Below are 21,479 nucleotides of genomic sequence, written 5' to 3'. Positions count from 1 at the left end.
CACGGCGCGGCCGGCCGGTGGACAATGAACACATGGCTGAGATCACGGAATTGGGCCGCTACCTGCGGGCCCGCAGGGCACAGGTCACCCCGGCCGAGGTGGGTCTGCCCGCGGGCACCGGGCTGCGCCGCACGCCGGGCCTGCGCCGTGAGGAGCTGGCGACGCTGGCGGGCGTGAGCGTCGACTACTACACGCGTCTGGAACGGGGCCGCGAGACGAACCCGTCGACCGCCGTGATCGACGCCATCGGGCGCGCCCTGCGGCTGCGCGGCGACGCCCACGAGCGCCTGCACGACCTGGCCGAACTCGCCTCGGGGCGGCTCACCGAACCCAAGCCGACCACGGACGACACCGTGCGCGACTCGGTGCTCCAGATGCTGGAGGCGCTGCGTCCGATGCCCGCGTACGTGGTGAGCCGGTACAGCTACATGCTGGCCGCGAACCCGGCGGGCCGCCGCCTCCTGCCGGGCATGTGGGACCTGCCGCCGGAGCAGCGCAACGTGACCCGCTACCTCTTCCTGCACCCCGTCGGCCGCACGCTGTACGTGCCGTGGGAGGAGACCGTCGCCAAGTCGGTGGCCCACCTGCGCGCGGTCGGCGGCGCCGATCCGGACGACCCGAAACTGACCGCACTGGTCGGCGAACTCCTGCTCAAGTCACCGGAGTTCGGGCCGATGTGGGAACGCTACGAGGTGCAGGAGCGCGGCGGCGGCACGAAGTCGTTCGACCACCCGAAGGTGGGCCCGATGACGCTCACGTACGAGGTGATGCAACTGGCCCGCACGGGCGGTCAGCGCCTGGTCACGTACCAGGCCCCGACGGGCTCCCCGGACGAGGCGGCGATGCTGCAACTGGACCCGGCAGCATCCTCGAGCCCCGCCGAATCAAGCCCCTCAGGGGGCACCTCCCAGCGTTAGCCGGGGGAGATCGAGGAGCGGGGTCCGGGGCAGAGCCCCGCGACCTCAGCCCCGTTCCAGCACAGCCGTAACCCCCTGTCCACCAGCGGCACAGATCGAGATCAACCCGCGCCCGGACCCCCCGCGCTGCGCAAGCAACTTCGCCAACGTGGCAACGATCCGCGCCCCGGTGGCGGCAAACGGATGCCCCGTGGCCAGCGACGACCCGGCCACGTTCAGCCGTTCCCGGTCCAGCGGAGCGAGCCCCGCCTTCTCCCACGCGGCCAGCGTCGCGAGCACCTGCGAAGCGAACGCCTCGTGCACCTCGAACAGGTCGAAGTCCTCGATCCCGAGCCCGGCCCGCTCCAGCATCCGCGGCACGGCGTACGCGGGCGCCATCAGCAAACCGTCCTCGCCGCCCACAAAGTCGACGGCCGCGGTCTCGTACGCCGTCAGATACGCCAGCGGTTCGAGGCCCCGCTCCCGCGCCCACTCCTCGCTCGCGAGCAGCACGACCGCGGCCCCGTCCGTCAACGGCGTCGAATTCCCCGCTGTCATCGTAGGGTTGGGGCCCTTGGTCCCGAACACCGGTTTCAGTTTGGCGAGTTGCTTGACGCTCGACCCCGGCCGCAGGTTCTGGTCGCGCTCAAGCCCCCTGTAGGGAACGACCAGTTCATCGAGAAGGCCCCGGTCGTACGCGGCGGCGAGCCGCTGGTGGCTGGTGGCGGCCAGTTCGTCCTGGGCCTCGCGTCCGATGCCCCATGCGCGGGCGGTGACGGCCGCGTGCTCGCCCATCGACAGTCGGGTGCGCGGCTCGGCGTTGCGCGGGATGTCGGGGACGAGGTGCTGCGGCCTGATCCGGGCGAGGGCCTTGAGCCGGTCGCCGGTGGACTTCGCGCGGCGGGCGGCCAGGAGGATCTTGCGGAGTTCGTCGTTGACGCCGAGCGGGGCGTCGCTCGCGGTGTCGGCACCGCCCGCGATCGCGCTCTCGGTCTGCCCGAGGGCGATCTTGTTGGCGGCGGCGATCACGGCCTGGAGGCCGGTGCCGCAGGCCTGCTGGATGTCGTACGCGGGGGTGCGCGCATCCAGCATCGAACCGAGCACGGTCTCGCGCGCGAGGTTGAAGTCCCGGCTGTGCTTGAGGACGGCGCCGGCCACGAACTCCCCCACGGCGCCCGGCTCGTGGAGCCCGTGACGCCCGACGAGTCCGTCGAGCGCGGCGGTCAGCATCTCCTGGTTGGAGGCCGTGGCGTACGGGCCGTCGGAGCGCGCGAAGGGAATGCGGCTGCCGGCGACGACGGCGACGCGGCGGGGCAGCGCCGGCGAGGCCGGGGATTTCGCGGGACGTACCATCTCGACAACTCCTGACTACTGAGTAACCTTACTCCGAAGTAAATTTACGACCGCGCAGGGAGTTGGACAATGGCCGACCGCTATCTGAACTTCACCGGCACGCCTCCCGGCCGCTTCCTGACCCGGCGCCTCGGCCTGCCGCAGCCCGCGCCACTGCGCCGCTGGAGCCCCGAACGCCCGTCCCTGGAAGGGCAGTTGCTGCACGTCACGGCCGGGGAGTCGGCGCACCGCGAGGCGCTCGCCTCCGTCCTGGCGGGCACCGGCCTCGACGTCGTACAGGCCGCCGAGCGGCCCGCCGGGGTGGTCGTCGACGCCACCGCCGTCGCCGGCCTGGACACCCTCGCCGAGGTGCACGCCGCACTCCACCCGGTCGTACGGTCCGTCGAGGCGAGCGGCCGCGTCGTCGTCCTCGGCGCACTCCCGTCCGCCGACGACCACCACCAGGCGGCGGCGCAGCAGGGCCTTGAGGGCTTCGTCCGCTCCCTCGGCAAGGAGATCGGCCGCGGCCGCACGGTGAACCTGGTGCGGATCGCGGCCGGGGCCCCGGCGACGGCGGCGGAGTCGACCCTGCGCTTCCTGCTCTCCCCCAAGTCGGCCTACGTCAGCGGCCAGGTCATCGAAGTGGGCGGCACAGGCGGCGAGTTGACGGTCCCGGAGTCCTGGGAACGGCCGCTCGCCGGGCGTACCGCGCTGATCACCGGCGCCGCGCGCGGCATCGGCGAGGCCGTCGCCGAGACGCTCGTACGGGACGGGGCGCAGGTCGTCCTCCTCGACGTGCCGTCCGCCGAGGCCGACCTCGCGAAGGTCGCGGAGCGGCTCGGGGGGCGGGCGCTGCCGCTGGACATCACGGCGGCGGACACGGGTGAGCGGATCGCGGAGTTCGTGGACGCGCTGGACGTCCTCGTGCACAACGCGGGCATCACCCGGGACCGCCGCCTCGCCAACATGCCTGCGGAGCGCTGGAGTTCGGTCCTCGACGTGAACCTCGCGAGTGTGCTGCGCACGACGGACACGTTGCTGAAGGCGGGGGCCGTGCGGCGCGGCGGCGCCATCGTCGCCACGGCGTCCATCGCCGGGATCGCGGGCAACGCCGGCCAGACCAACTACGCCGCGTCGAAGGCCGGCATCGTCGGCCTCGTACGGTCCCTGGCGCCGCGTGCCGCGGCCGAGCACGGGGTCACGGTGAACGCGGTGGCGCCCGGGTTCATCGAGACGAAGATGACGGCGGCGGTTCCGCTGTTCATCCGGGAGGCGGGGCGGCGGATGAACTCCCTTGCGCAGGGCGGGCTTCCGGTGGACGTGGCGGAGACGACGTCGTGGCTCGCGTCGCCGGGGTCCGGGGCGGTTTCCGGGCAGGTGGTGCGGGTGTGCGGGCAGAGCCTGCTGGGCGCGTAGGCCGCGCTTCAGCTCCGCTGGGGTGCGCCGTGGGCGGGGTGCGGCTCTCGTTCGTGGCTGGTCGCGAGCCGGCTCGGGTGGCCTTCGCCGTCGGCGGGTGCGCCGCCATCGTGGCTGGTCGCGCAGTTCCCCGCGCCCCTGAGATGCGCACCTCCGGTGCGGCATCTCCCCGATGAAGGCTGCGCGCAGCGCATGCCTTCCAGGGGCGCGGGGAACTGCGCGACCAGCCCCCACCAACCCGCAGACAACCCCTCACCCCCAAGGACCCGACATGACCTCGACCCCCCGGACCCACGACCTGCCGGCCATCCCCCCGCTCGGCCCCGCCATGCTCCGAGGGGCCCTGCTCTCGCCCCTCAAAAAACCCCGCGGCACCGAATCAACTCCCGCCACGGCACGGCTCCGCGTCGCCGCCGTGCGGATCCGCACGCCCCACCTCACCGCCTACGAAAACGTCTGCGGCTACCCCACCGGCCGCCCCGAACTCCCGCTCACCTACCCGCACATCCTCGGCTTCCCCCTGGCCATGCGCCTCATGGCGGCCCGCGCCTTCCCCCTGCCGCTGCTCGGCCTCGTCCACACGTCGATCGAGATCACCCAGCACCGTGACCTCTCCCCCGCCGAGCCGTACGAACTCACCGTCGAAGCGACCGAGTTGCGCCCCCACCACCGCGGCACCGAAGCCGTCGTCGTCACCGAGCTGCGCAGCGGGGGCGCCCCCGTGTGGCAGTCGACCAGCACATACCTCTCCCGGCACAGGACAACCACGCCGCCCACCCCGGCCAGGGAACCCGCACCCCTCCCCCCGCTCACGGAGTGGCACCTCGGCGCCGACCTGGGCCGCCGCTACGCCGCCGCGTCCGGCGACCGCAACCCCATCCACCTGCACCCGCTCACGGCCCGCCTCTTCGGCTTCCCGCGCGCCATCGCCCACGGCATGTGGACGGTGTCCCGGTGCCTCGCGGAGTTCGGCGCGCGAGGACCCGTACACGTACAGGCGCGGTTCAAGGCTCCGGTGCTGCTGCCGGGTTCGGTGACGTACGCGGCGAAGGGCACCGCCTTCGAGCTGCGGTCGGCGAAGGACGACCGCACCCACGTGACCGGCACCGTACGGACGCTAGGCGTCTGACCAGCGCCGCCCGTCCATGAGGCTGCCGAGCCCGGACCACGCGAAGTTCATCATCGTCGTGGCGGCCTCCTTGGCGGAGACGGTGGCATCCGCGTTGGCCCAGCCCGCGAGCGCCTCCGCCGCGCCGACCAGCGCCTGGGCGAGGCCCACCACCTCGCGCTCGGCGAGTTCGGGATCGCCGTGGGCCTCGCGCGCGGCCGCCGCGATCAGCGCGGTCACGAACGCCACGATCTCGTCCCGCATCGCCCCGACCTCGGCCACGAACGGCTCGCCGCCGGTGCGGGCGTGGCTGTGCAGGACGGCCCAGCCGTCGGGGTGTTCCGCGGTGTGCGAGAAGAAGGCCGTGAGCCCTTCCCACAGTTGCCGGTCGGCCGGGGCGTCGGCGCGGACGCCTGCCCGTACGGCGGCGACGAGCGCGGCCGCCTCCCGCCGGATGCAGGCGGTGAAGAGGTCTTCCTTGGAGTTCAGGTACAGGTACACCAACGGCTTGGAGACGCCGGCGAGTTCGGCGATCTCGTCCATCGACGCGGCCCGGTAACCGCGCTCGCCGAACACCCGTACCGCGGCGTCCGTCATCTGCCGCTCGCGCTCGGCCCGCGGCAGCCGCTTGGCCCGCCCGTCCTGCTGCCCGGCCTTCACGCCGCCCACCCCTGCCGCCTTTCGTTCTGCCTTGTGCACTGCCCAGGGTACGCAGCGAGAACGGCCGTGCCCCGCCCCCGGAGCTGGTCCGGGGAGCGGGGCACGGCCGGGGGTGGCGCGCCGGGGGACGTCAGGCGGCGGCAGCCACCGCCTGCTGCGGCTCGTCGATCGGAGACGCGGTGACCTGGTTGTACTTGTCGTGGTCGAGGATCTTCTCGCGGGCGGCGACGATCACCGGGATGAGCGCCTGGCCGGCGACGTTCGTCGCGGTGCGCATCATGTCGAGGATCGGGTCGATGGCGAGGAGCAGACCCACGCCCTCCAGCGGGAGGCCCAGCGTGGAGAGGGTCAGGGTGAGCATGACCGTCGCGCCGGTGAGGCCGGCGGTGGCGGCGGAGCCGATCACCGAGACGAACGCGATGAGCAGGTACTCCTTGATGCCCATGTCGACGTCGAAGAAGTTCGCCACGAAGATCGCGGCGATGGCCGGGTAGATCGCGGCGCAGCCGTCCATCTTCGTCGTCGCGCCGAACGGCACGGCGAAGGAGGCGTAGTCCTTCGGGACGCCGAGGCGGATCGCCGACTGCTGGGTGACCGGCATGGTGCCGACCGAGGAGCGGGAGACGAACGCCAGCTGGATCGCGGGCCAGGCGCCCTTGAAGAACTGGAGCGGGTTCAGCTTGGCGACGGTCGAGAGCAGCAGCGGGTAGACGCCGAACAGGACCAGGGCGCAGCCGATGTAGATGTCGGCGGTGAAGGTCGCGTACTTGCCGAGCAGGTCCCAGCCGTACTGGACGATCGCGTTGCCGATGAGGCCGGCGGAGCCGATCGGGGAGAGCTTGATGACCCACCACAGGGCCTTCTGCAGCAGCTCCAGGACGGACTCGGAGAGCGTGAGGACCGGGGCGGCCTTCTCGCCGATCTTCAGGATGGCGATACCGGCGACGACGGCCATGAAGACGATCTGGAGCACGTTCAGCTCGGTGAACGGCGTGATGATGTCGGTCGGGATGATGCCGGTGAGGAAGTCGAGCCAGGAGCCCTGGGTGTCGGACTTCGCGGCGTCTGCGGCCGACAGCGACGTGCCGTTGCCCGGGTTGGTCAGCAGGCCGATGGCGAGGCCGATGACGACCGCGATCAGCGACGTGATCATGAACCAGAGCAGGGTGCGGCCGGCGAGCCGGGCGGCGTTGTCGACCTTCCGCAGGTTGGTGATCGACACGAGGATCGCGAAGAACACCAGCGGGGCGACGGCCAGCTTCAGGAGCTGGACGAAGATGCTGCCGACCTGCTCGAGGGTCTTGCCGAGCCAGGCGACGTCGGCGCTGCGGGCGATGTAGCCGAGGACCAGACCGGCGACGAGGCCGAGCAGGACCTGCGCCCAGAACGGGATCTTCGGTATGCGGAAGCCGGTCTTCTGATCGGCGACGGGGGTGTTCGCGGACACGGAGGCACTCCAGTGATGACGCGCGGGGACAAGAGGGGACGTACAGGAGCGGCGACCGCGGGATGAGGTCAACGGCGCCGCTGCATCGGGGAGATCGCGTCAGGCGCGACAGGCCGCGGACATGCAGCGGCAGAGATCGACATGCAGGCGTGCCACGAGCGGGACGCTCGTCCGGTGCGCGGCTGATGTCTTCATGACAGGAACGTTAACACCAGCGCTTTGAGAACATCAAAGGGGTTCTTTGGGGGAAACGCGATGCTCGTATGCCCCTTAAGCCGCATTTACCTTGAAAACACAGGCGGCCCCGACACCTGATCGGTGTCGGGGCCGGCGTCTGTTGTGACGTAACTTACGCGCCCTGCGTGTGCGCGCGGGACCGGGCGGCGTCGTCCGCCTCGTCCTCCATGGAGCGGTTCGCGGCCATGTTGGCCTTCGCGCGGTCGACGCGGGCGACGATCTTCTCGGAGGCCCGGTCGCGCTCCTTGCGCAGCAGTACGAAGCTCAGCGGCGCGGAGACCACCAGGGCGAGCAGCGCGATCCACAGCCAGTAGGAGCCGCCGATGCCACTGGGCACGATGCCTACGGCCACGAGACCCCAGACGACGAGAAAGCAGCCCCCGAGGACTCCGAGGCGCATCAGCGTGTAGCGGCCCATGTCAATCCACTCTTCCGTTCCTAAAAGGTACGAGCGCTCATCCAGTGAAGCACGCACGCGAGCGCCCGGGAACGGCGGGGTGACCGAGGCCTGACTACCCTCCCCCTATGTCTCCGCTGTCTCCGCGCTTCGAACTGGACCCGTCCGTCACACCCGCCCTGCGCGACGGACTGCTCACTCTGTGGGCGGACGTCTCGAACGCCGGCGGCGCCGTCGGCTTCGTCCCGCCCGTCACGCCCGACGAGATACGCCCCGAGCTGGTCAAGCGCCTGGCCGAGCTGGCGGAGGGCCGCACCCGGCTGCTCGTGGGCCGCGACCCCGAGGACGGGAGCGTCGCGGCGTCCGCGTTCCTCGCGTACAACCCGCACCGCCTGATGAAGCACCACCTGTGGCTCTACGTGGTGATGGTGCACCCCGCCCACCAGGGCAAGGGGTACGGCCGTGCCCTGATGTCGGCGGCGGCGGACGCGGCCCGCACCTTCGACGGCATCGAGGCCATCCGCCTCACCTGCCGCGGCGGCACGGGCGCGGACCACTTCTACGCGGCGTGCGGCTACAAGGAGGTCGGCCGTGTCCCGGGCGCGATCCGCGTGGCCCCGGGCGACGACCGCGACGACGTCCACATGATGCTGCCGCTCTGACCGGGACTTCGGCTGACGGCCGGTGGGGGGGCTGGTCGCGCCCCGCGGCGGAGCCGCTGATGTCACAGCCCCGCGCCCCTGAAGGCGAGCGGCTTCGCCGCTCAGCCTTCATCGGGGAGATGCCGCACCGAAGGGGCGCATCTCAGGGGCGCGGGGAACTGCGCGACCAGCCACGACGAGCCCCGCACCCGGCAACGGCCTGCTCAGACCCGCATCGGCTGCGGCGAGTCCCGGCGGGCCGGATCCGCACCCTCGTACTCGCGAATGATCTCGTACCGCGTGTTCCGCTCGACGGGCCGGAACCCGGCATCCCGGATCAGGTCGAGCAGGTCCTCACGGGTCAGCTTGTTCGGCGTGCCGTAGTTGTCCGCGTCGTGCGTGATCTTGTACTCGACGACCGAGCCGTCCATGTCGTCGGCGCCGTGCTGGAGCGCGAGCTGCGTGGTGTGCAGGCCGTGCATGACCCAGAAGCACTTCACGTGCGGGACGTTGTCGAACAGGAGGCGCGAGACCGCGAAGGTCTTCAGCGCCTCGGCGCCGGTGGCCATGGTCGTACGGGCCTGGAGGCGGTTGCGCACCTTCCCGTCCTTCATGTCCACGAAGTCGTGCTGGTAGCGCAGCGGGATGAAGACCTGGAAGCCGCCGGTCTCGTCCTGGAGCTCGCGCAGCCGCAGCACGTGGTCGACGCGGTGCCGGGGCTCCTCGATGTGCCCGTAGAGCATCGTGCTCGGCGTCTTGAGGCCCTTCTCGTGCGCGAGCCGGTGGATCCGCGACCAGTCCTCCCAGTGGGTGTCGTGGTCGACGATGTGCTGGCGAATCTCCCAGTCGAAGATCTCGGCGCCGCCACCGGTCAGCGACTCCAGACCGGCCTCGATCAGCTCGTCCAGAATCTCGGACGCGCCGAGCCCCGAGATCTTCTCGAAGTGGTGGATCTCGGTGGCCGTGAACGCCTTCAGGCCGACGTTCGGCAGGGCTTCCTTGAGCGCCTTCAGGGAGCGCGGGTAGTAGCGCCACGGCAGGTTCGGGTGCAGGCCGTTGACGATGTGCAGCTCGGTGAGGTTCTCGCTCTCCATCGCCTTGGCGAGCTTGACGGCCTCCTCGATGCGCATCGTGTACGCGTCCTTCTCGCCCGGCTTGCGCTGGAACGAGCAGTAGGCGCACGAGGCGGTGCACACATTGGTCATGTTGAGGTGGCGGTTGACGTTGAAGTGGACGACGTCGCCGTTCTTCCGCGTCCGCACCTCGTGCGCGAGGCCGCCGAGCCAGGCCAGGTCGTCCGACTCGTAGAGCGCGATGCCGTCCTCGCGGGACAGCCGCTCACCGTCCCTGACCTTCTGCTCCAGCTCGCGCTTGAGCCCTGCGTCCATGCCCGTACCTCTCCCTGACTTCAAAGACTTGACCCACCGTACGCCCAGGCACCGACAGGCCCGCTCACACCTCTTCGGGAAGCTCCCCGACCCGGTTCTCCCACTTGGTGGAGAGCACGATCGTGGTCCGCGTACGGGACACGCCCTTCGTGCCGCTGAGCCGGCGGATCGTCTTCTCCAGGCCGTCCACGTCGCTGGCGCGCACCTTGAGCATGTACGAGTCGTCGCCCGCGATGAACCAGCAGTCCTCGATCTCGTGCAGGTCCTTCAGGCGGCGCGCGACGTCCTCGTGGTCGGCGGCGTCGGAGAGCGAGATGCCGATGAGGGCGATCACGCCGAGGCCGAGGGAGGCGGAGTCGACGGTGGCCCGGTAGCCGGTGATGACGCCGGCCGCCTCCAGGCGGTTGATGCGGTCCGTGACGCTGGGCCCGGACAGGCCGACGAGACGGCCCAACTCGGCATAAGAAGCGCGGCCGTTCTCGCGCAGGGCCTGAATGAGCTGCCTGTCCACGGCGTCCATAGGTCCTTGAGCCTTTCGCTGTTGTCGACATTGGCCGGCGTTGACCGGAGTTTACGTAGCCACCCGGGCACGGGCCGGGGTCGGCAGGGTGGTTCGGCCGGGGGTTCAGCTGGGCCGCAGCCGCTGGTCCCGGCTCTCCTGGCCGCCGCCGAGCTCGCCGGCCCACCGGCGGTACAGCGTGTGCGGCACTCCCGCCGCGTCCAGCGCCCGCCCGGCGACGAAGTCCACCAGATCCTGGATGTGCGTCGCGCCCGCGTAGAACGCCGGAGAGGCCGGCAGCACCACGGCACCCGCCTCGTCCAGCGTCACCAGGTGCTTGAGGGTCTGCCCGTTCAGCGGCGTCTCGCGCACGGCCACGATCAGCGGCCGCCGCTCCTTGAGCGTCACACTCGCCGCGCGCTGCAACAGGTCCTTGGAGAGCCCGAGCGCGACACCCGCGACGCACGCCGTCGAGGCGGGCACGATGATCATGCCCTTGACCGGGTACGAGCCCGAGGACGGGCCGGCCGCGAGATCACCGGCGGCCCAGTGCCGCACGCCGCTCAGGTCGATCCCGCCGAACGTGCCCGGCTTCCCGTCCGCCCCGCGCGCCAGCCACTCGCCCAGGTCCTCGCGCCAGTGCGCGTCCCGGAACGAGATGCCGGTCTCGTCGAGCAGGGTCAGCCGCGAGGCCCGCGAGACGACCAGATCGACCGCCTCACCGGCGTCGATCAGCGCGCGCAGCACGGAAGCGGCGTACGGGGTCCCGGACGCGCCGGACACCCCGACGACCCAGGGCCTGCGGCTGCTTGAGTTGACGTGCTCCACACCACCGAGCCTATCCGGCATGCTGGTACGGGAACTTGACCAGGGGCCTGGTCGTTCATCCCGCAACAGTGCGGGCCCAGGGGTGGGGGCTGAGTTGATGGACAAGACAGTGGACACGGCACAGTGGTCGGCGCGGGATCGCGCGCTGGCCGCGGGGAAGCTCATGGTGGGCTGGGTGGCCCTGCTGTGGGCGCTCGAAGTGATCGACGTGGGCTCCGGTCACGCCCTCGACCGCTTCGGCATCCAGCCGCGCGATCCGGCGGAGCTGGCAGACGTCGTCCCGGCGTCCTTCGTCCACTTCGGCTTCGGCCACGTCGCGGCGAACTCGGTCCCGCTCCTGGTCCTCGGCTTCGTCGCGGCGCTCTCCGGCATCCGCCGCTTCTTCCTGGCGTGCGCGCTGATCATCGTCGCGGACGGCCTGGGCGTCTGGCTCGTCGCCCCGGCCCACACGAACACGGCGGGCGCGTCGGGCCTGATCTTCGGCCTGTTCGGCTTCGTCGTGCTCAGCGGCTTCGTGGAGCGCAGGCCGCTCGGCATCGTCGTAGGCCTGCTGATAGCGGCCTACTGGGGTACGACGATGCTCGCGGGCCTCTCCCCGGCGAACGAGGGCGTCAGCTGGCAGGGCCATCTGATCGGCCTCGCGGCGGGGGTGGCGGCGGCGTTCGCCGTCCGCCGCCGCCCCGGCCGGCCCCGGGAGCTGCCCCCTATACGGTGAGGCCGCGCACCAGCAGATCGAGCAGCGCGCACACGAACAGGGCGATCCCGATGAAGCCGTTGACCTGGAAGAAGGCGCGGTTCAGGCGGGACAGGTCGTGGGGCTTGACGATGGTGTGCTCGTAGATGAAGGCGCCCGCGACGATGACGAGGCCGACCCAGAAGAACGTTCCGGCGTCGGTGGCGAGCGCGTACCAGACGAACAGGGCCGTCGTGATCGTGTGGCAGACGCGGGCGCCCCGGATCGAGGCCGGGATGCCGAAGCGGGCCGGGACCGACATGACGCCGACCTCGCGGTCGGTCTCGACGTCCTGGCACGCGTAGATCAGGTCGAAGCCGCCGATCCAGATGCCGACCGCGAGACCGAGGATGACCGCGTCCCACGACCACTCGCCGGTGATCGCGATCCACGCGCCGATCGGGCCCATCGCCTGCGCGAGACCGAGGATGGCCTGCGGGAAGTTCGTGAAGCGCTTGCCGTAGGGGTAGACGACCATCGGGATCACCGCGATGGGGGCCAGCGCCAGGCAGAGCGGGTTCAGGAGCGCCGCCGAGCCGAGGAAGATCACCAGCGCGATCAGGGCGCCCGTCCACGCCGACTTCACGGTCACCGCGCCCGTCACCAGTTCACGGTGGGCCGTGCGCGGGTTGCGGGCGTCGATCTCGCGGTCGATGATCCGGTTCGCCGCCATCGCGAAGGTGCGCAGGCCCACCATGCAGATGGTGACCAGGAGCAGGCGGCCCCAGTGGATGTTCTTGTCCAGCTCGAACATCGCCGTCAGGGAGGCGATGTAGGCGAAGGGCAGCGCGAACACCGAGTGCTCGATCATGACCAGGCGCAGGAACGCCTTGGTGCGGCCCGGCTGCTGCGGGAGCGCCGCGGATGCTGAGCTCACTAGAGTCCGTACTCCTTCCAGCGGCGGTCCACGAGGGACGCCGTCCGGGGATCGGAGACGACCATCTCGGGCCAGCCCCCGTCCCGCGTGTAGCCCTCCTCGGGCCATTTCCGCGTTGCGTCGATACCGGCCTTGCCGCCCCAGAACTGCTGGTACGAGGCGTGGTCGAGGTGGTCGACCGGGCCTTCGGTGATCATCAGGTCACGGGCGTAGTCGGTGTTGCCGAGCGCCCGCCACGCGACCTCGTGCAGGTCGTGCACGTCGCAGTCGGAGTCGACGACGACGACGAGCTTCGTCAGGGACATCATGTGCGCGCCCCAGACCGCGCTCATCACCTTCTGCGCGTGCTTCGGGTACTTCTTGTCGATCGAGACGATCGCGCAGTTGTGGAAGCCGCCCGCCTCGGGGAGGTGGTAGTCCACGATGTCCGGGACGATCACCTTGAGGAGGGGGAGGAAGAAGCGTTCCGTGGCCCTGCCCAGCGGGCCGTCCTCCGTGGGGGGCCTGCCGACGACGATCGACTGGAGGAGCGGGCGCCGCCGCATCGTCACGCAGTCGATCGTCAGCGCCGGGAAGGGTTCCTGCGGCGTGTAGAAACCCGTGTGGTCGCCGAACGGGCCCTCCGGGAGCATCTCGCCCGGCTCCAGCCAGCCCTCGATGACGACCTCGGCGTTGGCCGGGACCTGGAGCGGGACCGTCTTGCAGTCGACCATCTCGACGCGCTTGCCCTGGATGAACCCGGCGAGCAGGTACTCGTCGATGTCACCGGGCAGCGGGGCCGTGGACGCGTACGTGACCGCCGGCGGGCAGCCGAAGGCGATGGCGACCGGGAGCTTCTCGCCGCGTTTGGCGGCCACTTGGTAGTGGTTGCGGCTGTCCTTGTGGATCTGCCAGTGCATGCCGATGGTGCGCTTGTCGTGGCGCTGGAGGCGGTAGAGGCCCAGGTTGCGGACGCCCGTGTCCGGGTCCTTCGTGTGGGTCAGACCCAGGTTGAAGAAGGAGCCGCCGTCCTCCGGCCACGTGAACAGGGCCGGGAGCTTGTCCAGGTCGACGTCGTCGCCGGTCAGGACGACCTCCTGCACGGGGGCGGCGTCGGACTTCACCTTCTTCGGCGGCACGTGCACCATCGAGCCGAGCTTGCCGAACGCCTCGCGCATCCCGACGAAGCCCTGCGGCAGCTCCGGCTTGAGCAGGCCGCCGATCTTCTCGCTGATGTCGTCGTACGTCTTGAGGCCGAGGGCTTTGAGGAGCCGTCGGTCGGTGCCGTACACGTTCATCGCGAGGGGCATCGCCGAGCCCTTCACGTTCTCGAAGAGGAGGGCCGGGCCGCCTGCCTTGTTCACCCGGTCGACGATCTCACCGACCTCCAAGTAGGGGTCGACTTCAGCCTTGATGCGCTTCAGGTCGCCCTCGCGCTCCAGCGCCCGGAGCAGGGAGCGAAGATCGTCGTAAGCCATGTGTTCCAGTTTGTCATCCCGCGCGACGGATCTTGGCGGGGGCTGTCACCCGTTCCCGCTACCCTGTGCGCGTCGTCTCACATGGGGGTAGTCCGGTCGTGTTCAGGTATCTGCCGTTCCTGTTGGTCCTGGCGTTGTGGATCTACGCCTTCATCGACTGCCTCAACACCCCGGAGGAAGAGGTCCGCGGGCTGCCCAAGGTGGTCTGGGTCATCATCATCCTGCTCTTCGGCGAGGTCCTGGTCGGGCCGATCGCCTGGCTCGTGGCCGGGAAGGTGCGGCACGCTCCCGCCGGCGGTTCCACGCCCTCCGAGTGGCACCGCAACCACCGCGTCCAGTACGTCGCGCCGGACGACAATCCCGAGTTCCTCGCGTCCCTCAAAGAGGAGAACAAGAAGGACGAGTCGCTGCTCAAGGACTGGGAGGCGGATCTGCGCCGCCGCGAGGAGGAGCTCAAGCGCCGCGAGCGCGAGCAGGGCACCGACTGAGCGGCATGTGACCTTGGGCCTGTTCCCGACGGAGATCGGTGTAGCGCACACTGGTGGGTGATCCCCGCCCCGCACCACCCCCGTGAAGGCCCATGTCCAGATCCCCGCATGCCCCCGCGCCCGAGGTCGTCACCGGCGCCGAGAAGCTGATCGCCGTAGAGGAGCACGGGGCCGATCCCGTGCCGCCCGAGCGCCGGCACGGCTCGCCCCGCCAGCTGCTGTGGACCTGGGCTTCGCCCCAGGTCGGTTTCGCCACCGTCTTCATCGGGGTGCTCTCCGTCTCCGCGTTCGGTCTGAGCTTCTGGCCTGCCGTCGCCGCGCTCGTGCTCGGTGCCGGGCTCGGGTCGCTGGCCCACGGTGTGCTGTCCACGGACGGGCCGCGGTTCGGCGTCCCGCAGATGGTGATCGGGCGGCTCTCCTTCGGGCACAGGGGCAACGCGCTGCCGTCCGCCGTGAACGCGTTCGTCGCCGGTGTCGGCTGGTTCGCCGTGAACACCGTCGGCGGCGCCTTCGCCCTCAACTCGCTCACCGGGCTCGCCCCGCTGCCGAGCCTGCTGATCCTCGTCGTGCTCGAAGTCGTCATCGGCTACGTCGGGCACGACCTGGTGCACCGCTTCGAGCAGTACGCCTTCCCGGTCCTCGCCGTGATCTTCGTGCTCGCCGGGGTGTGGATCTTCATGGACGCCGACCTCAGCGGGGCCGCCGGGTCCGGCGGCGGCTTCGGCGGGTTCATGCTCGCCTTCAGCGCCTGCTTCGGCTTCACCGCGGGCTGGAACCCGTGCGCCGCCGACTACGCCCGCTACCTCCCCGCCGGCACCTCGCGCCGGGCCACCGCCTGGTACGCGGGGCTCGGCCTGTTCGTCTCGGTCGCCGTCGTCTCGGTGATCGGCGCGGCCTCCGCCACGCTGGCCGCGCCCGCCGACGCCTCCCCCACCGACGCGTTCACCGGTCAGCTCCCGGGCTGGCTCGGCAACCTCACGCTCGTCGCGATCATCCTGGGCGCGATGGCCGCCGCCACCCTGAACGTCTACTCGGCGGCCGTCTCCATCTCCTCGCTCGACCTGACGCTGCCCCGCTGGATGAACCGCGGCGCCCTCGTCGCGCTCGTCGGCGCCATCGGCACCGCCGCGGGCTGGGCCTCGCTCGCCGACGCCGGGCACGCCTTCGAGAACTTCCTGCTGGTCATCGCGTACTGGATCGCGCCCTGGCTGGGCGTCGTCCTGATGGAGCACTGGCTGCGCGCCCTGCCCGACACCGAGCTCGCGGACCGCCTGCAGAACCGTACGTTCAGCAATCACGCCGGGCTCGTCGCGCTGCTCGTGGGTGTCGCCGTCTCCGTGCCGCTGTTCTCCAACCAGACCCTGTTCGTCGGCTGGGTGCCGGGCAACTGGCCGGCCGTCGGCGACCTCACCTGTCCGGTCGGGTTCGTCCTCGGCGCCGGGCTCTACGCTCTGCTGCGCCGCCGCGACCGTACCGACCTCAACACCGCCGCCTAGAAAGGCCGTACGTCATGGATCTCGATCTCGCCCGCACCTGGCTCGCCACCGCCGTCGAAGAGGCGCGGGCAGGCCGCGCCGAAGGGGGCATCCCGATCGGGGCGGCCCTGTACTCGGCCGACGGGAAGGTGCTCGGCCGCGGGCACAACCGCCGGGTGCAGGACGCCGACCCGTCGGTGCACGGGGAGACCGACGCGTTCCGCAACGCCGGGCGGCAGCGCTCGTACCAGGGCACCACGATGGTGACCACGCTCAGCCCGTGCTGGTACTGCTCGGGCCTGGTGCGGCAGTTCGGGATCTCGCGGGTCGTGATCGGCGAGGCGCGCACGTTCCACGGCGGGCACGACTGGCTGGCGGAGCACGGTGTGGAGATCGTGCTGCTTGACGATCCCGAGTGCGTCGGCATGATGGAGGACTTCATCGCGGCCGAGCCGCAGCTGTGGCACGAAGACATCGGGGACATCGGCGAGTAGCCGACCCGTACAGCTTGTACGCCGTCGCGCCCCCTGAAGCGGACAGTGCGCCCCTGTGCGGCGCCTGCCCGTGCCCGGACACTCAGGGGGCATGACGACCGCCTCCACCAGCACCGACATCGCTCCCCTGCCTCCTCCCGCGTACGGCGACAAGGTCATCGCCGTAGAGCCGGCCGGGTCCGAGCCCATCCCCGACAGTGAACGGCACGGCGGCCCGCGGCAGTTGCTGTGGACGTGGGCCTCGCCGAACATCGAGTTCGCGACGGTCTACATCGGCGTGATCTCGGTCCTCTTCTTCGGCCTGAACTTCTGGCAGGCCGCGGCCGCGCTGCTGCTCGGCACGGCGCTCGGCTCGCTCACGCAGGGCGTGCTCTCGCTCGACGGGCCGCGCTTCGGGGTGCCGCAGATGGCGATCGGGCGGTTCGCGTTCGGCTACAAGGGCAATGTGCTGCCGGCCGGCGTCAACGCCCTTGTGGCGGGCGTCGGTTGGTTCGCGGTGAACAGTGTCAGCGCCGCGTTCGCGCTGAACACGCTCACCGATCTGCGGCCGCTGCCCTCACTGTTGCTGGTCGTCGCGGCCGAGATCGTCATCGGCTTCATCGGGCACAACTTCGTGCACGCCTTCGAGAAGTACGCGTTCCCGGTCCTCGCGGTGGTGTTCCTGCTCGCGGGCGTTTGGACGTTCGGCAAGGCGGATCTGTCGGCGTCCGGCGGCGGGGGCGGCATCGGCGGGTTCCTGCTCGCGTTCAGTACGGCGTGGGGGTACGCGGCGGGCTGGAACCCGGGCGCGTCGGACTACTCGCGCTATCTGCCGCGCACGGCGGACCGGCTGCGCACGGTGCTCCACCCGGCGCTCGGCCTGTTCCTGTCGGTGTCGGTCGTCTCGCTGATCGGCGCGGCATCGGCGACGATCGCGGCGCCCGCGGGCGCGACGCCGACGGCGGCCTTCACCGGCCATCTCCCTTCCTGGCTCGGCGACTTGGTGCTGCTCGCCATCATCCTGGGCGCGGTGTCGGCGAACGCCCTCAACATCTACTCGTCCGCGATGTCGGTCACCTCGCTCGGGCTGCGGCTGCCGTCGTGGCTGGGCCGCAGCACGCTCGTGGTCGTCTCGGGCCTCGCGGGGACGGCAGCGGCATGGTCGTCCCTGTCCGACGCCGGGCACGCGTACGAGGCGTTCCTGCTGGTGATCGCGTACTGGATCGGGCCGTGGCTGGGCGTCGTCCTGGTCGAGCGGTGGCGCAGGGCGCGGACGCCGGACGCGGAACTCGCGGACCGGCTGGCGAACGGGAACTTCACCAACTGGCCGGGATTCGCCGCCTTGTTGACCGGCATCGCGGTCTCCGTCCCGCTCTTCTCCAACCAGGAGAAGTACGTGGGCTGGGCGCCGGAGCGGTGGCCGTCGCTCGGTGACGTGACGTGCGTGGTCGGGTTCGTGGTGAGCGCGGCGGTGTACGCGATCGCTTGCCGAGTGTTCGCTTCGCGTCGTACAGTCTGAGCCTCGGGTGTTCGTCGACCGACGAACACCGGTGGTTCTCCCGACGGAAGGCGTGCGTCATGCGTGCGGTGCGGTTCAGCGAGTACGGCGGCCCGGAGGTCCTGACGACGGCGGACGTGGAGGTCCCCGAGCCGGGCCCCGGGCAGGTCTCCATCGACATCGCGTACGTCGGCGTGAACTTCGCCGACCTGAAGGCGCGGTCGGAGGGCTACCGGGTGGCGTCGCTCCCGTACGTGCCCGGCCTGGAGGTCTCGGGCCGAATCCGGGCCGTGGGGGCGGGAGTCGACGACCTCGCCGTCGGCCAGGAGGTGGCCGCGCTGACCGAGGGCGGCGCCTACGCGGAGGTCGTCGTGGCGGACGCCGTCACCACGTTCCCGCTCCCGGCCGGCCTCGACCTGCGCACGGCCGCGACCCTGCCGACCGTGCTCCCGACGGCGTACGCGCTGCTGCACGCGGTGGGGCGCCTTCGTGAGGGCGAGACCGTGCTCGTGCAGGGCGCGGCGGGCGGGGTCGGCACCGTGGCCGGGCAGTTGGCGCGGGCGGCCGGGGCGGGCCGGGTCATCGGCGTGGTGTCGAGCCCGGCGAAGGCGGAGTACGCGCGCAAGTACGGGTACGACGACGTGGTCCTCGCCGACGGATTCGGCGCCGCCGTACGGGAGTTGACCGGCGGTCGGGGCGTCGACCTGGCGCTCGACCCGGTCGGCGGCGAGACGCTGCGCGAGACCCGGGAGGCGCTCGCGGTGTTCGGCCGTGTCGTCTCCTTCGGCAACGCGTCGTCGGCCCCCGCCTGGCAGGTCGGCCAGCCCGAGCTGTACCCCACAGGGCTCTCGGTCGGCGGCTTCTCCATCCTCGGCCTGGCGCAGACGGCCCCGCGCGAACTGCGCGCCCTGGCGGAGCGCGCCTTCGCCGTCCCCGGCATCGACCTCCCGGTCACGGGCGAGTACCCGCTGTCCGACGCGGCCGGCGCCCACCGCGCGATGGGCTCCCGCACGACCACGGGGAAGCTGCTGCTGCGGGTCGCGGACTGAGAGCCTGCATCCGAGGCCCGCTTGGTGAACGGGCGGTGCGTACGGTGCGGACGTCCCCTCCGGCGCCCGCGCCGTACGCGCCGCCCGTTCGGTCATCGGGCGTAGGAGCCGAGTCCCACGAGGCAGTACACGTATTCGTTGATGACGGTGCCGTTCATCGTGTAGCGGGACGAAAAGGCGTACTCCGTAGCGGAGTTGCCGGAGCACCGGGTCAGGTCGGACGTCATCGGGATGGTCTCGATGACCTTGTAGTGCGCGTCCGAGGCGGAGCAGTCGACCTCGTCGACGTCGTCGACCTCCTGGGCGGTGGTCGAGTCGGGGAGCGCGCCGTTGAGACAGGTGCCCGAGGTGTAGGGGCTGGGTTCCTCGGTGGTGGGCGCCGCGTAGGTGGGCGTGGCGTAGGGGTCGCTCGTCTCGTACGGGTCGTCCGTCGTCGTCGGCGCGTACGTCGAGGGCTCGTAGGCGGGCGACGAGTACGAGGACGACGCCGAGTCGTCCGTGTCGTCGCCGTCGTCACCGCCGAGCTGGATCAGGAGCAGCACGACGAAGGCCATGGCCGCGACGGTGGCGACCGCCGCGAGGCAACCACGGGCGTTGCCCGGCGGCGGCGAAGGCGGCGGGGGCGTGGGGGGTATCTGCTGGGACACGATGATCAGTGTGGCCCAGCAGGTGTGCGAATTGGAATGACTTTCTAGAAGTTCACTACACCCATCACGAACGGAACCCGGTGTTCTACGCTGACTGTCACCATGACCCCCAAGCAGCAGCGCGGCGCCGAGACCGCCGACCGACTCCTGGACGCCGCCCTCCAGGTCTACGCCGACGCCGGTGAGCAGGGCGTCACCGTCAGCGCCCTGACGCGGACGAGCGGTGTGAGCCTCGGCAGCATGTACCACCACTTCGGCAGCGTCGACGGGCTGATGGACGCGCTCCTGATGCGCTGGCTGACCCGGCTGCTCGGGGAGCTGACCGCCGCCCTGGAGCGTTCGCGCACCGCCCGCACCGGCATCAAGGCCGTCGTGCGGGCGTATCTGGGGTTCGTGCGGGAGCACCCGGACGCGGCCCGGCTGCTGCACTCCTCGTACGCGGACCGGATGAACATGGCGCAGGCCAGGCAGGTGCGCGACGCGCAGGAGGCACGCCTTTCGCCGATGGCCGCGTGGGTGGACGGGCGGATCGCCGCCGGTGAGCTGGCGCCGCTGCCGCTGCCGCTGATCGAGGGGCTGATCCTCGGCCCGGTCGTGGCGACGGCCCGCCGCCATCTGTCCGGGCTCGACGACGTCGACCTCGCTCAGGCGGCCCGGGTCCTGCCCGACAGGATCTGGCGCTCGCTGGCGCCCTGAGGCCGCACCACCCGGGCGGCACAGGCCGCCGCGAGGAGTTCGCCGAGCAGTTCCGGGTCGCCGACCTCCACGCCGAGCAGCGACTCGATGCGCTCCAGGCGCTGGTAGAGGGACTGCCGCCCGATGTGGAGCAGCGCCGCCGTGCGGGTGGGGCTGCACCCGTGCCGCAGGTGGACCTCCAGGGTGCGCACGAGGTCGCTGCCGTGCGTGGCCTCCCACTCCAGGAGCGGCCCGAGGACGTCGTCGACGAGCCGGTTCAGACGGTCCCGGTTGGCCTCGACGCCGCCGCGCGTCAGCTCCCGCTCCAGGGCGAGCGCACGCGAGGACGTCACCAACGGGCCTTCCCCGTACGCCGGTTCGGCCGCGGGCACGGTCAGCGCGAGCTCCAGGGTCGTACGGGCGGTGCGCAGGGTTTCGCTCCAGCGCAGCCAGCCGTCGTCGGCGCCCACGGCGTGCCCGACGGCGACGGTCAGGCCGGGCTCGGCACTCGCCAGGAACGCGTCGCGCACGGCCCGTACCGTGTCCCGGCCGGGCGGCGCCACGAGCAGTGCGAGGACGTCGCCGGGGAACGCCGCCCGCAGCGACCTGCGCCCCGCGACCCGGTCCACCGCCGCGAGGGCCGCCGCGCTCGGCCCGTGCACGGAGACGCCGACGAGCCGCGCCCCCGGCCCGGCCCGGAACCCGGCGAGCGCCGAACGGGCCTGCACCTCCGGCTGGTTGAGGGCCTGCCCGTCGGCGAGGTCGGCGAGCAGCGCCGCCCCTTGGTCCGCGTCCCGTACGTGGGTGACGGCGCGGGCGGCGAGGCCGTGCGTGACGATGGCCCGGTTCGCGGCCTCCGCGATCCGCACGAACGGCACCACGCGCCGCAGCGCCACCAGCGGGAGCCCCAACTCCCGCGCGGCGGCGACCACTTCGCGGGGCATCCGTTCCAGCGAGCGGCCCACCTCGACGGCGAGCCCGGCGACACCGCGGGCCGCGAGTTCACGGACGTACAGCCGCAGCGCGCCCTCGTCGGCGCCGAGGAACGCGAAACCGTTCGTCAGGAGCAGCTCGCCGCCGTCGAGGAAACCGGCGCCTTCGTAGACCTCGCTGGAGTGCACCCAGCGCACGGGCCGGTCCAACGCGCCCTCCCCCGCGAGGAGTTCGGGAAACGCGTCGGCGACGACGTCGAGGGCCAGGATCTCGCGGAGCGTGAGAGCGGGCACGGAGACCTCCGGGGTGCGCGGGACCGGTGCGG

The 21,479-nt window shown here is 71.2% G+C and carries 22 protein-coding genes; 11 read left to right on the top strand and 11 right to left on the bottom strand.

What is annotated here, in order from left to right; all coding sequences use genetic code 11:
- Window positions 1–32: 32 nt before the first annotated feature.
- On the top strand, window positions 33–917 hold the full coding sequence (locus AB0L37_RS07380; protein ID WP_365501306.1) for a helix-turn-helix transcriptional regulator: 885 nt from the start codon (window positions 33–35) through the stop codon (window positions 915–917).
- A 45-nt stretch (window positions 918–962) separates the two neighbouring features.
- On the opposite strand, the gene AB0L37_RS07375 is transcribed toward AB0L37_RS07380, so the two are convergent.
- Window positions 963–2,249: an acetyl-CoA C-acetyltransferase gene (locus AB0L37_RS07375; RefSeq protein ID WP_365501304.1), complete on the bottom strand. Its 1,287-nt coding sequence runs from the start codon at window positions 2,247–2,249 to the stop codon at window positions 963–965.
- A 69-nt stretch (window positions 2,250–2,318) separates the two neighbouring features.
- On the opposite strand from AB0L37_RS07375, the gene AB0L37_RS07370 reads away from it, so the two are divergent.
- Window positions 2,319–3,644, top strand: a complete 1,326-nt coding sequence (locus AB0L37_RS07370) for a 3-oxoacyl-ACP reductase (RefSeq protein WP_365501302.1) — start codon at window positions 2,319–2,321, stop codon at window positions 3,642–3,644.
- A gap of 271 nt (window positions 3,645–3,915) precedes the next feature.
- On the top strand, window positions 3,916–4,773 hold the full coding sequence (locus tag AB0L37_RS07365; RefSeq protein ID WP_365501300.1) for a MaoC/PaaZ C-terminal domain-containing protein: 858 nt from the start codon (window positions 3,916–3,918) through the stop codon (window positions 4,771–4,773).
- Here the strand turns inward: AB0L37_RS07365 and AB0L37_RS07360 are convergent.
- The 3 genes from AB0L37_RS07360 to AB0L37_RS07350 all read right to left on the bottom strand — a co-directional run bounded on the left by AB0L37_RS07360 (window position 4,762) and on the right by AB0L37_RS07350 (window position 7,514).
- The gene (locus AB0L37_RS07360) at window positions 4,762–5,421 is read right to left on the bottom strand and encodes a TetR/AcrR family transcriptional regulator (RefSeq protein ID WP_365501298.1); all 660 of its coding nucleotides are present in this window, start codon (window positions 5,419–5,421) and stop codon (window positions 4,762–4,764) included. The two genes, AB0L37_RS07365 and AB0L37_RS07360, sit on opposite strands and share 12 nt — an antisense overlap.
- A 121-nt stretch (window positions 5,422–5,542) precedes the next feature.
- Window positions 5,543–6,859 (bottom strand): dicarboxylate/amino acid:cation symporter, encoded by a 1,317-nt coding sequence (locus AB0L37_RS07355; protein ID WP_365501296.1) that lies wholly within the window; start codon window positions 6,857–6,859, stop codon window positions 5,543–5,545.
- Window positions 6,860–7,208: 349 nt separating this feature from the next.
- Window positions 7,209–7,514, bottom strand: a complete 306-nt coding sequence (locus AB0L37_RS07350; RefSeq protein ID WP_365501294.1) for a DUF4229 domain-containing protein — start codon at window positions 7,512–7,514, stop codon at window positions 7,209–7,211.
- A 116-nt stretch (window positions 7,515–7,630) separates the two neighbouring features.
- On the opposite strand from AB0L37_RS07350, the gene AB0L37_RS07345 reads away from it, so the two are divergent.
- Window positions 7,631–8,155, top strand: a complete 525-nt coding sequence (locus tag AB0L37_RS07345) for a GNAT family N-acetyltransferase (RefSeq protein ID WP_365501462.1) — start codon at window positions 7,631–7,633, stop codon at window positions 8,153–8,155.
- Between the two features lie 203 nt (window positions 8,156–8,358).
- Here AB0L37_RS07345 and mqnE read toward each other — a convergent pair whose 3' ends face one another.
- From mqnE to AB0L37_RS07330, 3 genes are all read right to left on the bottom strand, one after another.
- The gene (gene mqnE, locus AB0L37_RS07340; protein ID WP_365501292.1) at window positions 8,359–9,522 is read right to left on the bottom strand and encodes an aminofutalosine synthase MqnE; all 1,164 of its coding nucleotides are present in this window, start codon (window positions 9,520–9,522) and stop codon (window positions 8,359–8,361) included.
- 64 nt (window positions 9,523–9,586) lie between these two features.
- Window positions 9,587–10,042, bottom strand: coding sequence for an Lrp/AsnC family transcriptional regulator (locus tag AB0L37_RS07335; protein WP_190117749.1), 456 nt, complete (start codon window positions 10,040–10,042; stop codon window positions 9,587–9,589).
- A gap of 105 nt (window positions 10,043–10,147) precedes the next feature.
- Window positions 10,148–10,870 (bottom strand): UbiX family flavin prenyltransferase, encoded by a 723-nt coding sequence (locus tag AB0L37_RS07330; protein WP_365501289.1) that lies wholly within the window; start codon window positions 10,868–10,870, stop codon window positions 10,148–10,150.
- A gap of 76 nt (window positions 10,871–10,946) precedes the next feature.
- Here AB0L37_RS07330 and AB0L37_RS07325 point away from each other — a divergent pair, with 76 nt between their 5' ends.
- On the top strand, window positions 10,947–11,564 hold the full coding sequence (locus tag AB0L37_RS07325) for a rhomboid family intramembrane serine protease (RefSeq protein WP_365501287.1): 618 nt from the start codon (window positions 10,947–10,949) through the stop codon (window positions 11,562–11,564).
- Here AB0L37_RS07325 and mqnP read toward each other — a convergent pair.
- Together mqnP and AB0L37_RS07315 are read right to left on the bottom strand one after the other, a co-directional pair.
- Window positions 11,554–12,459 (bottom strand): menaquinone biosynthesis prenyltransferase MqnP, encoded by a 906-nt coding sequence (gene mqnP, locus AB0L37_RS07320; RefSeq protein WP_365501285.1) that lies wholly within the window; start codon window positions 12,457–12,459, stop codon window positions 11,554–11,556. The two genes, AB0L37_RS07325 and mqnP, sit on opposite strands and share 11 nt — an antisense overlap.
- Window positions 12,459–13,916 (bottom strand): menaquinone biosynthesis decarboxylase, encoded by a 1,458-nt coding sequence (locus tag AB0L37_RS07315; protein WP_365501283.1) that lies wholly within the window; start codon window positions 13,914–13,916, stop codon window positions 12,459–12,461. The genes mqnP and AB0L37_RS07315 overlap by 1 nt, the downstream gene beginning before the upstream one ends.
- Before the next feature lie 98 nt (window positions 13,917–14,014).
- Between AB0L37_RS07315 and AB0L37_RS07310 the strand changes: the two genes are divergently transcribed.
- The 5 genes from AB0L37_RS07310 (at window position 14,015) to AB0L37_RS07290 (ending at window position 18,899) form a co-directional block, all read left to right on the top strand.
- Window positions 14,015–14,404, top strand: coding sequence for a PLD nuclease N-terminal domain-containing protein (locus AB0L37_RS07310; protein ID WP_365501281.1), 390 nt, complete (start codon window positions 14,015–14,017; stop codon window positions 14,402–14,404).
- Between the two features lie 92 nt (window positions 14,405–14,496).
- Complete coding sequence (locus AB0L37_RS07305) at window positions 14,497–15,900, top strand: cytosine permease (protein WP_365501279.1); 1,404 nt, start codon at window positions 14,497–14,499, stop codon at window positions 15,898–15,900.
- A gap of 14 nt (window positions 15,901–15,914) precedes the next feature.
- Window positions 15,915–16,373 (top strand): nucleoside deaminase, encoded by a 459-nt coding sequence (locus AB0L37_RS07300; protein ID WP_365501277.1) that lies wholly within the window; start codon window positions 15,915–15,917, stop codon window positions 16,371–16,373.
- Between the two features lie 91 nt (window positions 16,374–16,464).
- Window positions 16,465–17,871 carry a cytosine permease gene (locus AB0L37_RS07295; RefSeq protein WP_365501275.1) on the top strand — a complete coding sequence of 469 codons (1,407 nt, stop codon included), beginning with the start codon at window positions 16,465–16,467 and terminating at the stop codon, window positions 17,869–17,871.
- Window positions 17,872–17,930: 59 nt separating this feature from the next.
- Window positions 17,931–18,899 (top strand): zinc-binding dehydrogenase, encoded by a 969-nt coding sequence (locus tag AB0L37_RS07290; protein ID WP_365501273.1) that lies wholly within the window; start codon window positions 17,931–17,933, stop codon window positions 18,897–18,899.
- A gap of 92 nt (window positions 18,900–18,991) precedes the next feature.
- Here AB0L37_RS07290 and AB0L37_RS07285 read toward each other — a convergent pair whose 3' ends face one another.
- Entirely contained in the window at window positions 18,992–19,546 is a 555-nt protein-coding gene (locus tag AB0L37_RS07285) for a hypothetical protein (RefSeq protein WP_365501271.1), read from the bottom strand.
- A 102-nt stretch (window positions 19,547–19,648) separates the two neighbouring features.
- Here AB0L37_RS07285 and AB0L37_RS07280 point away from each other — a divergent pair, with 102 nt between their 5' ends.
- Window positions 19,649–20,242, top strand: a complete 594-nt coding sequence (locus AB0L37_RS07280; RefSeq protein WP_365501270.1) for a TetR/AcrR family transcriptional regulator — start codon at window positions 19,649–19,651, stop codon at window positions 20,240–20,242.
- Here AB0L37_RS07280 and AB0L37_RS07275 read toward each other — a convergent pair.
- Window positions 20,191–21,447 (bottom strand): PucR family transcriptional regulator, encoded by a 1,257-nt coding sequence (locus AB0L37_RS07275; protein WP_365501268.1) that lies wholly within the window; start codon window positions 21,445–21,447, stop codon window positions 20,191–20,193. The genes AB0L37_RS07280 and AB0L37_RS07275 overlap by 52 nt on opposite strands.
- Window positions 21,448–21,479: the final 32 nt, after the last annotated feature.

This window comes from Streptomyces sp. NPDC052225 (genome assembly GCF_040679615.1).
Lineage (GTDB): Bacteria > Actinomycetota > Actinomycetes > Streptomycetales > Streptomycetaceae > Streptomyces.
The sequence above is the reverse complement of the archived record's forward strand: the minus strand, read 5'-3'. Positions and strand labels throughout refer to the sequence as shown.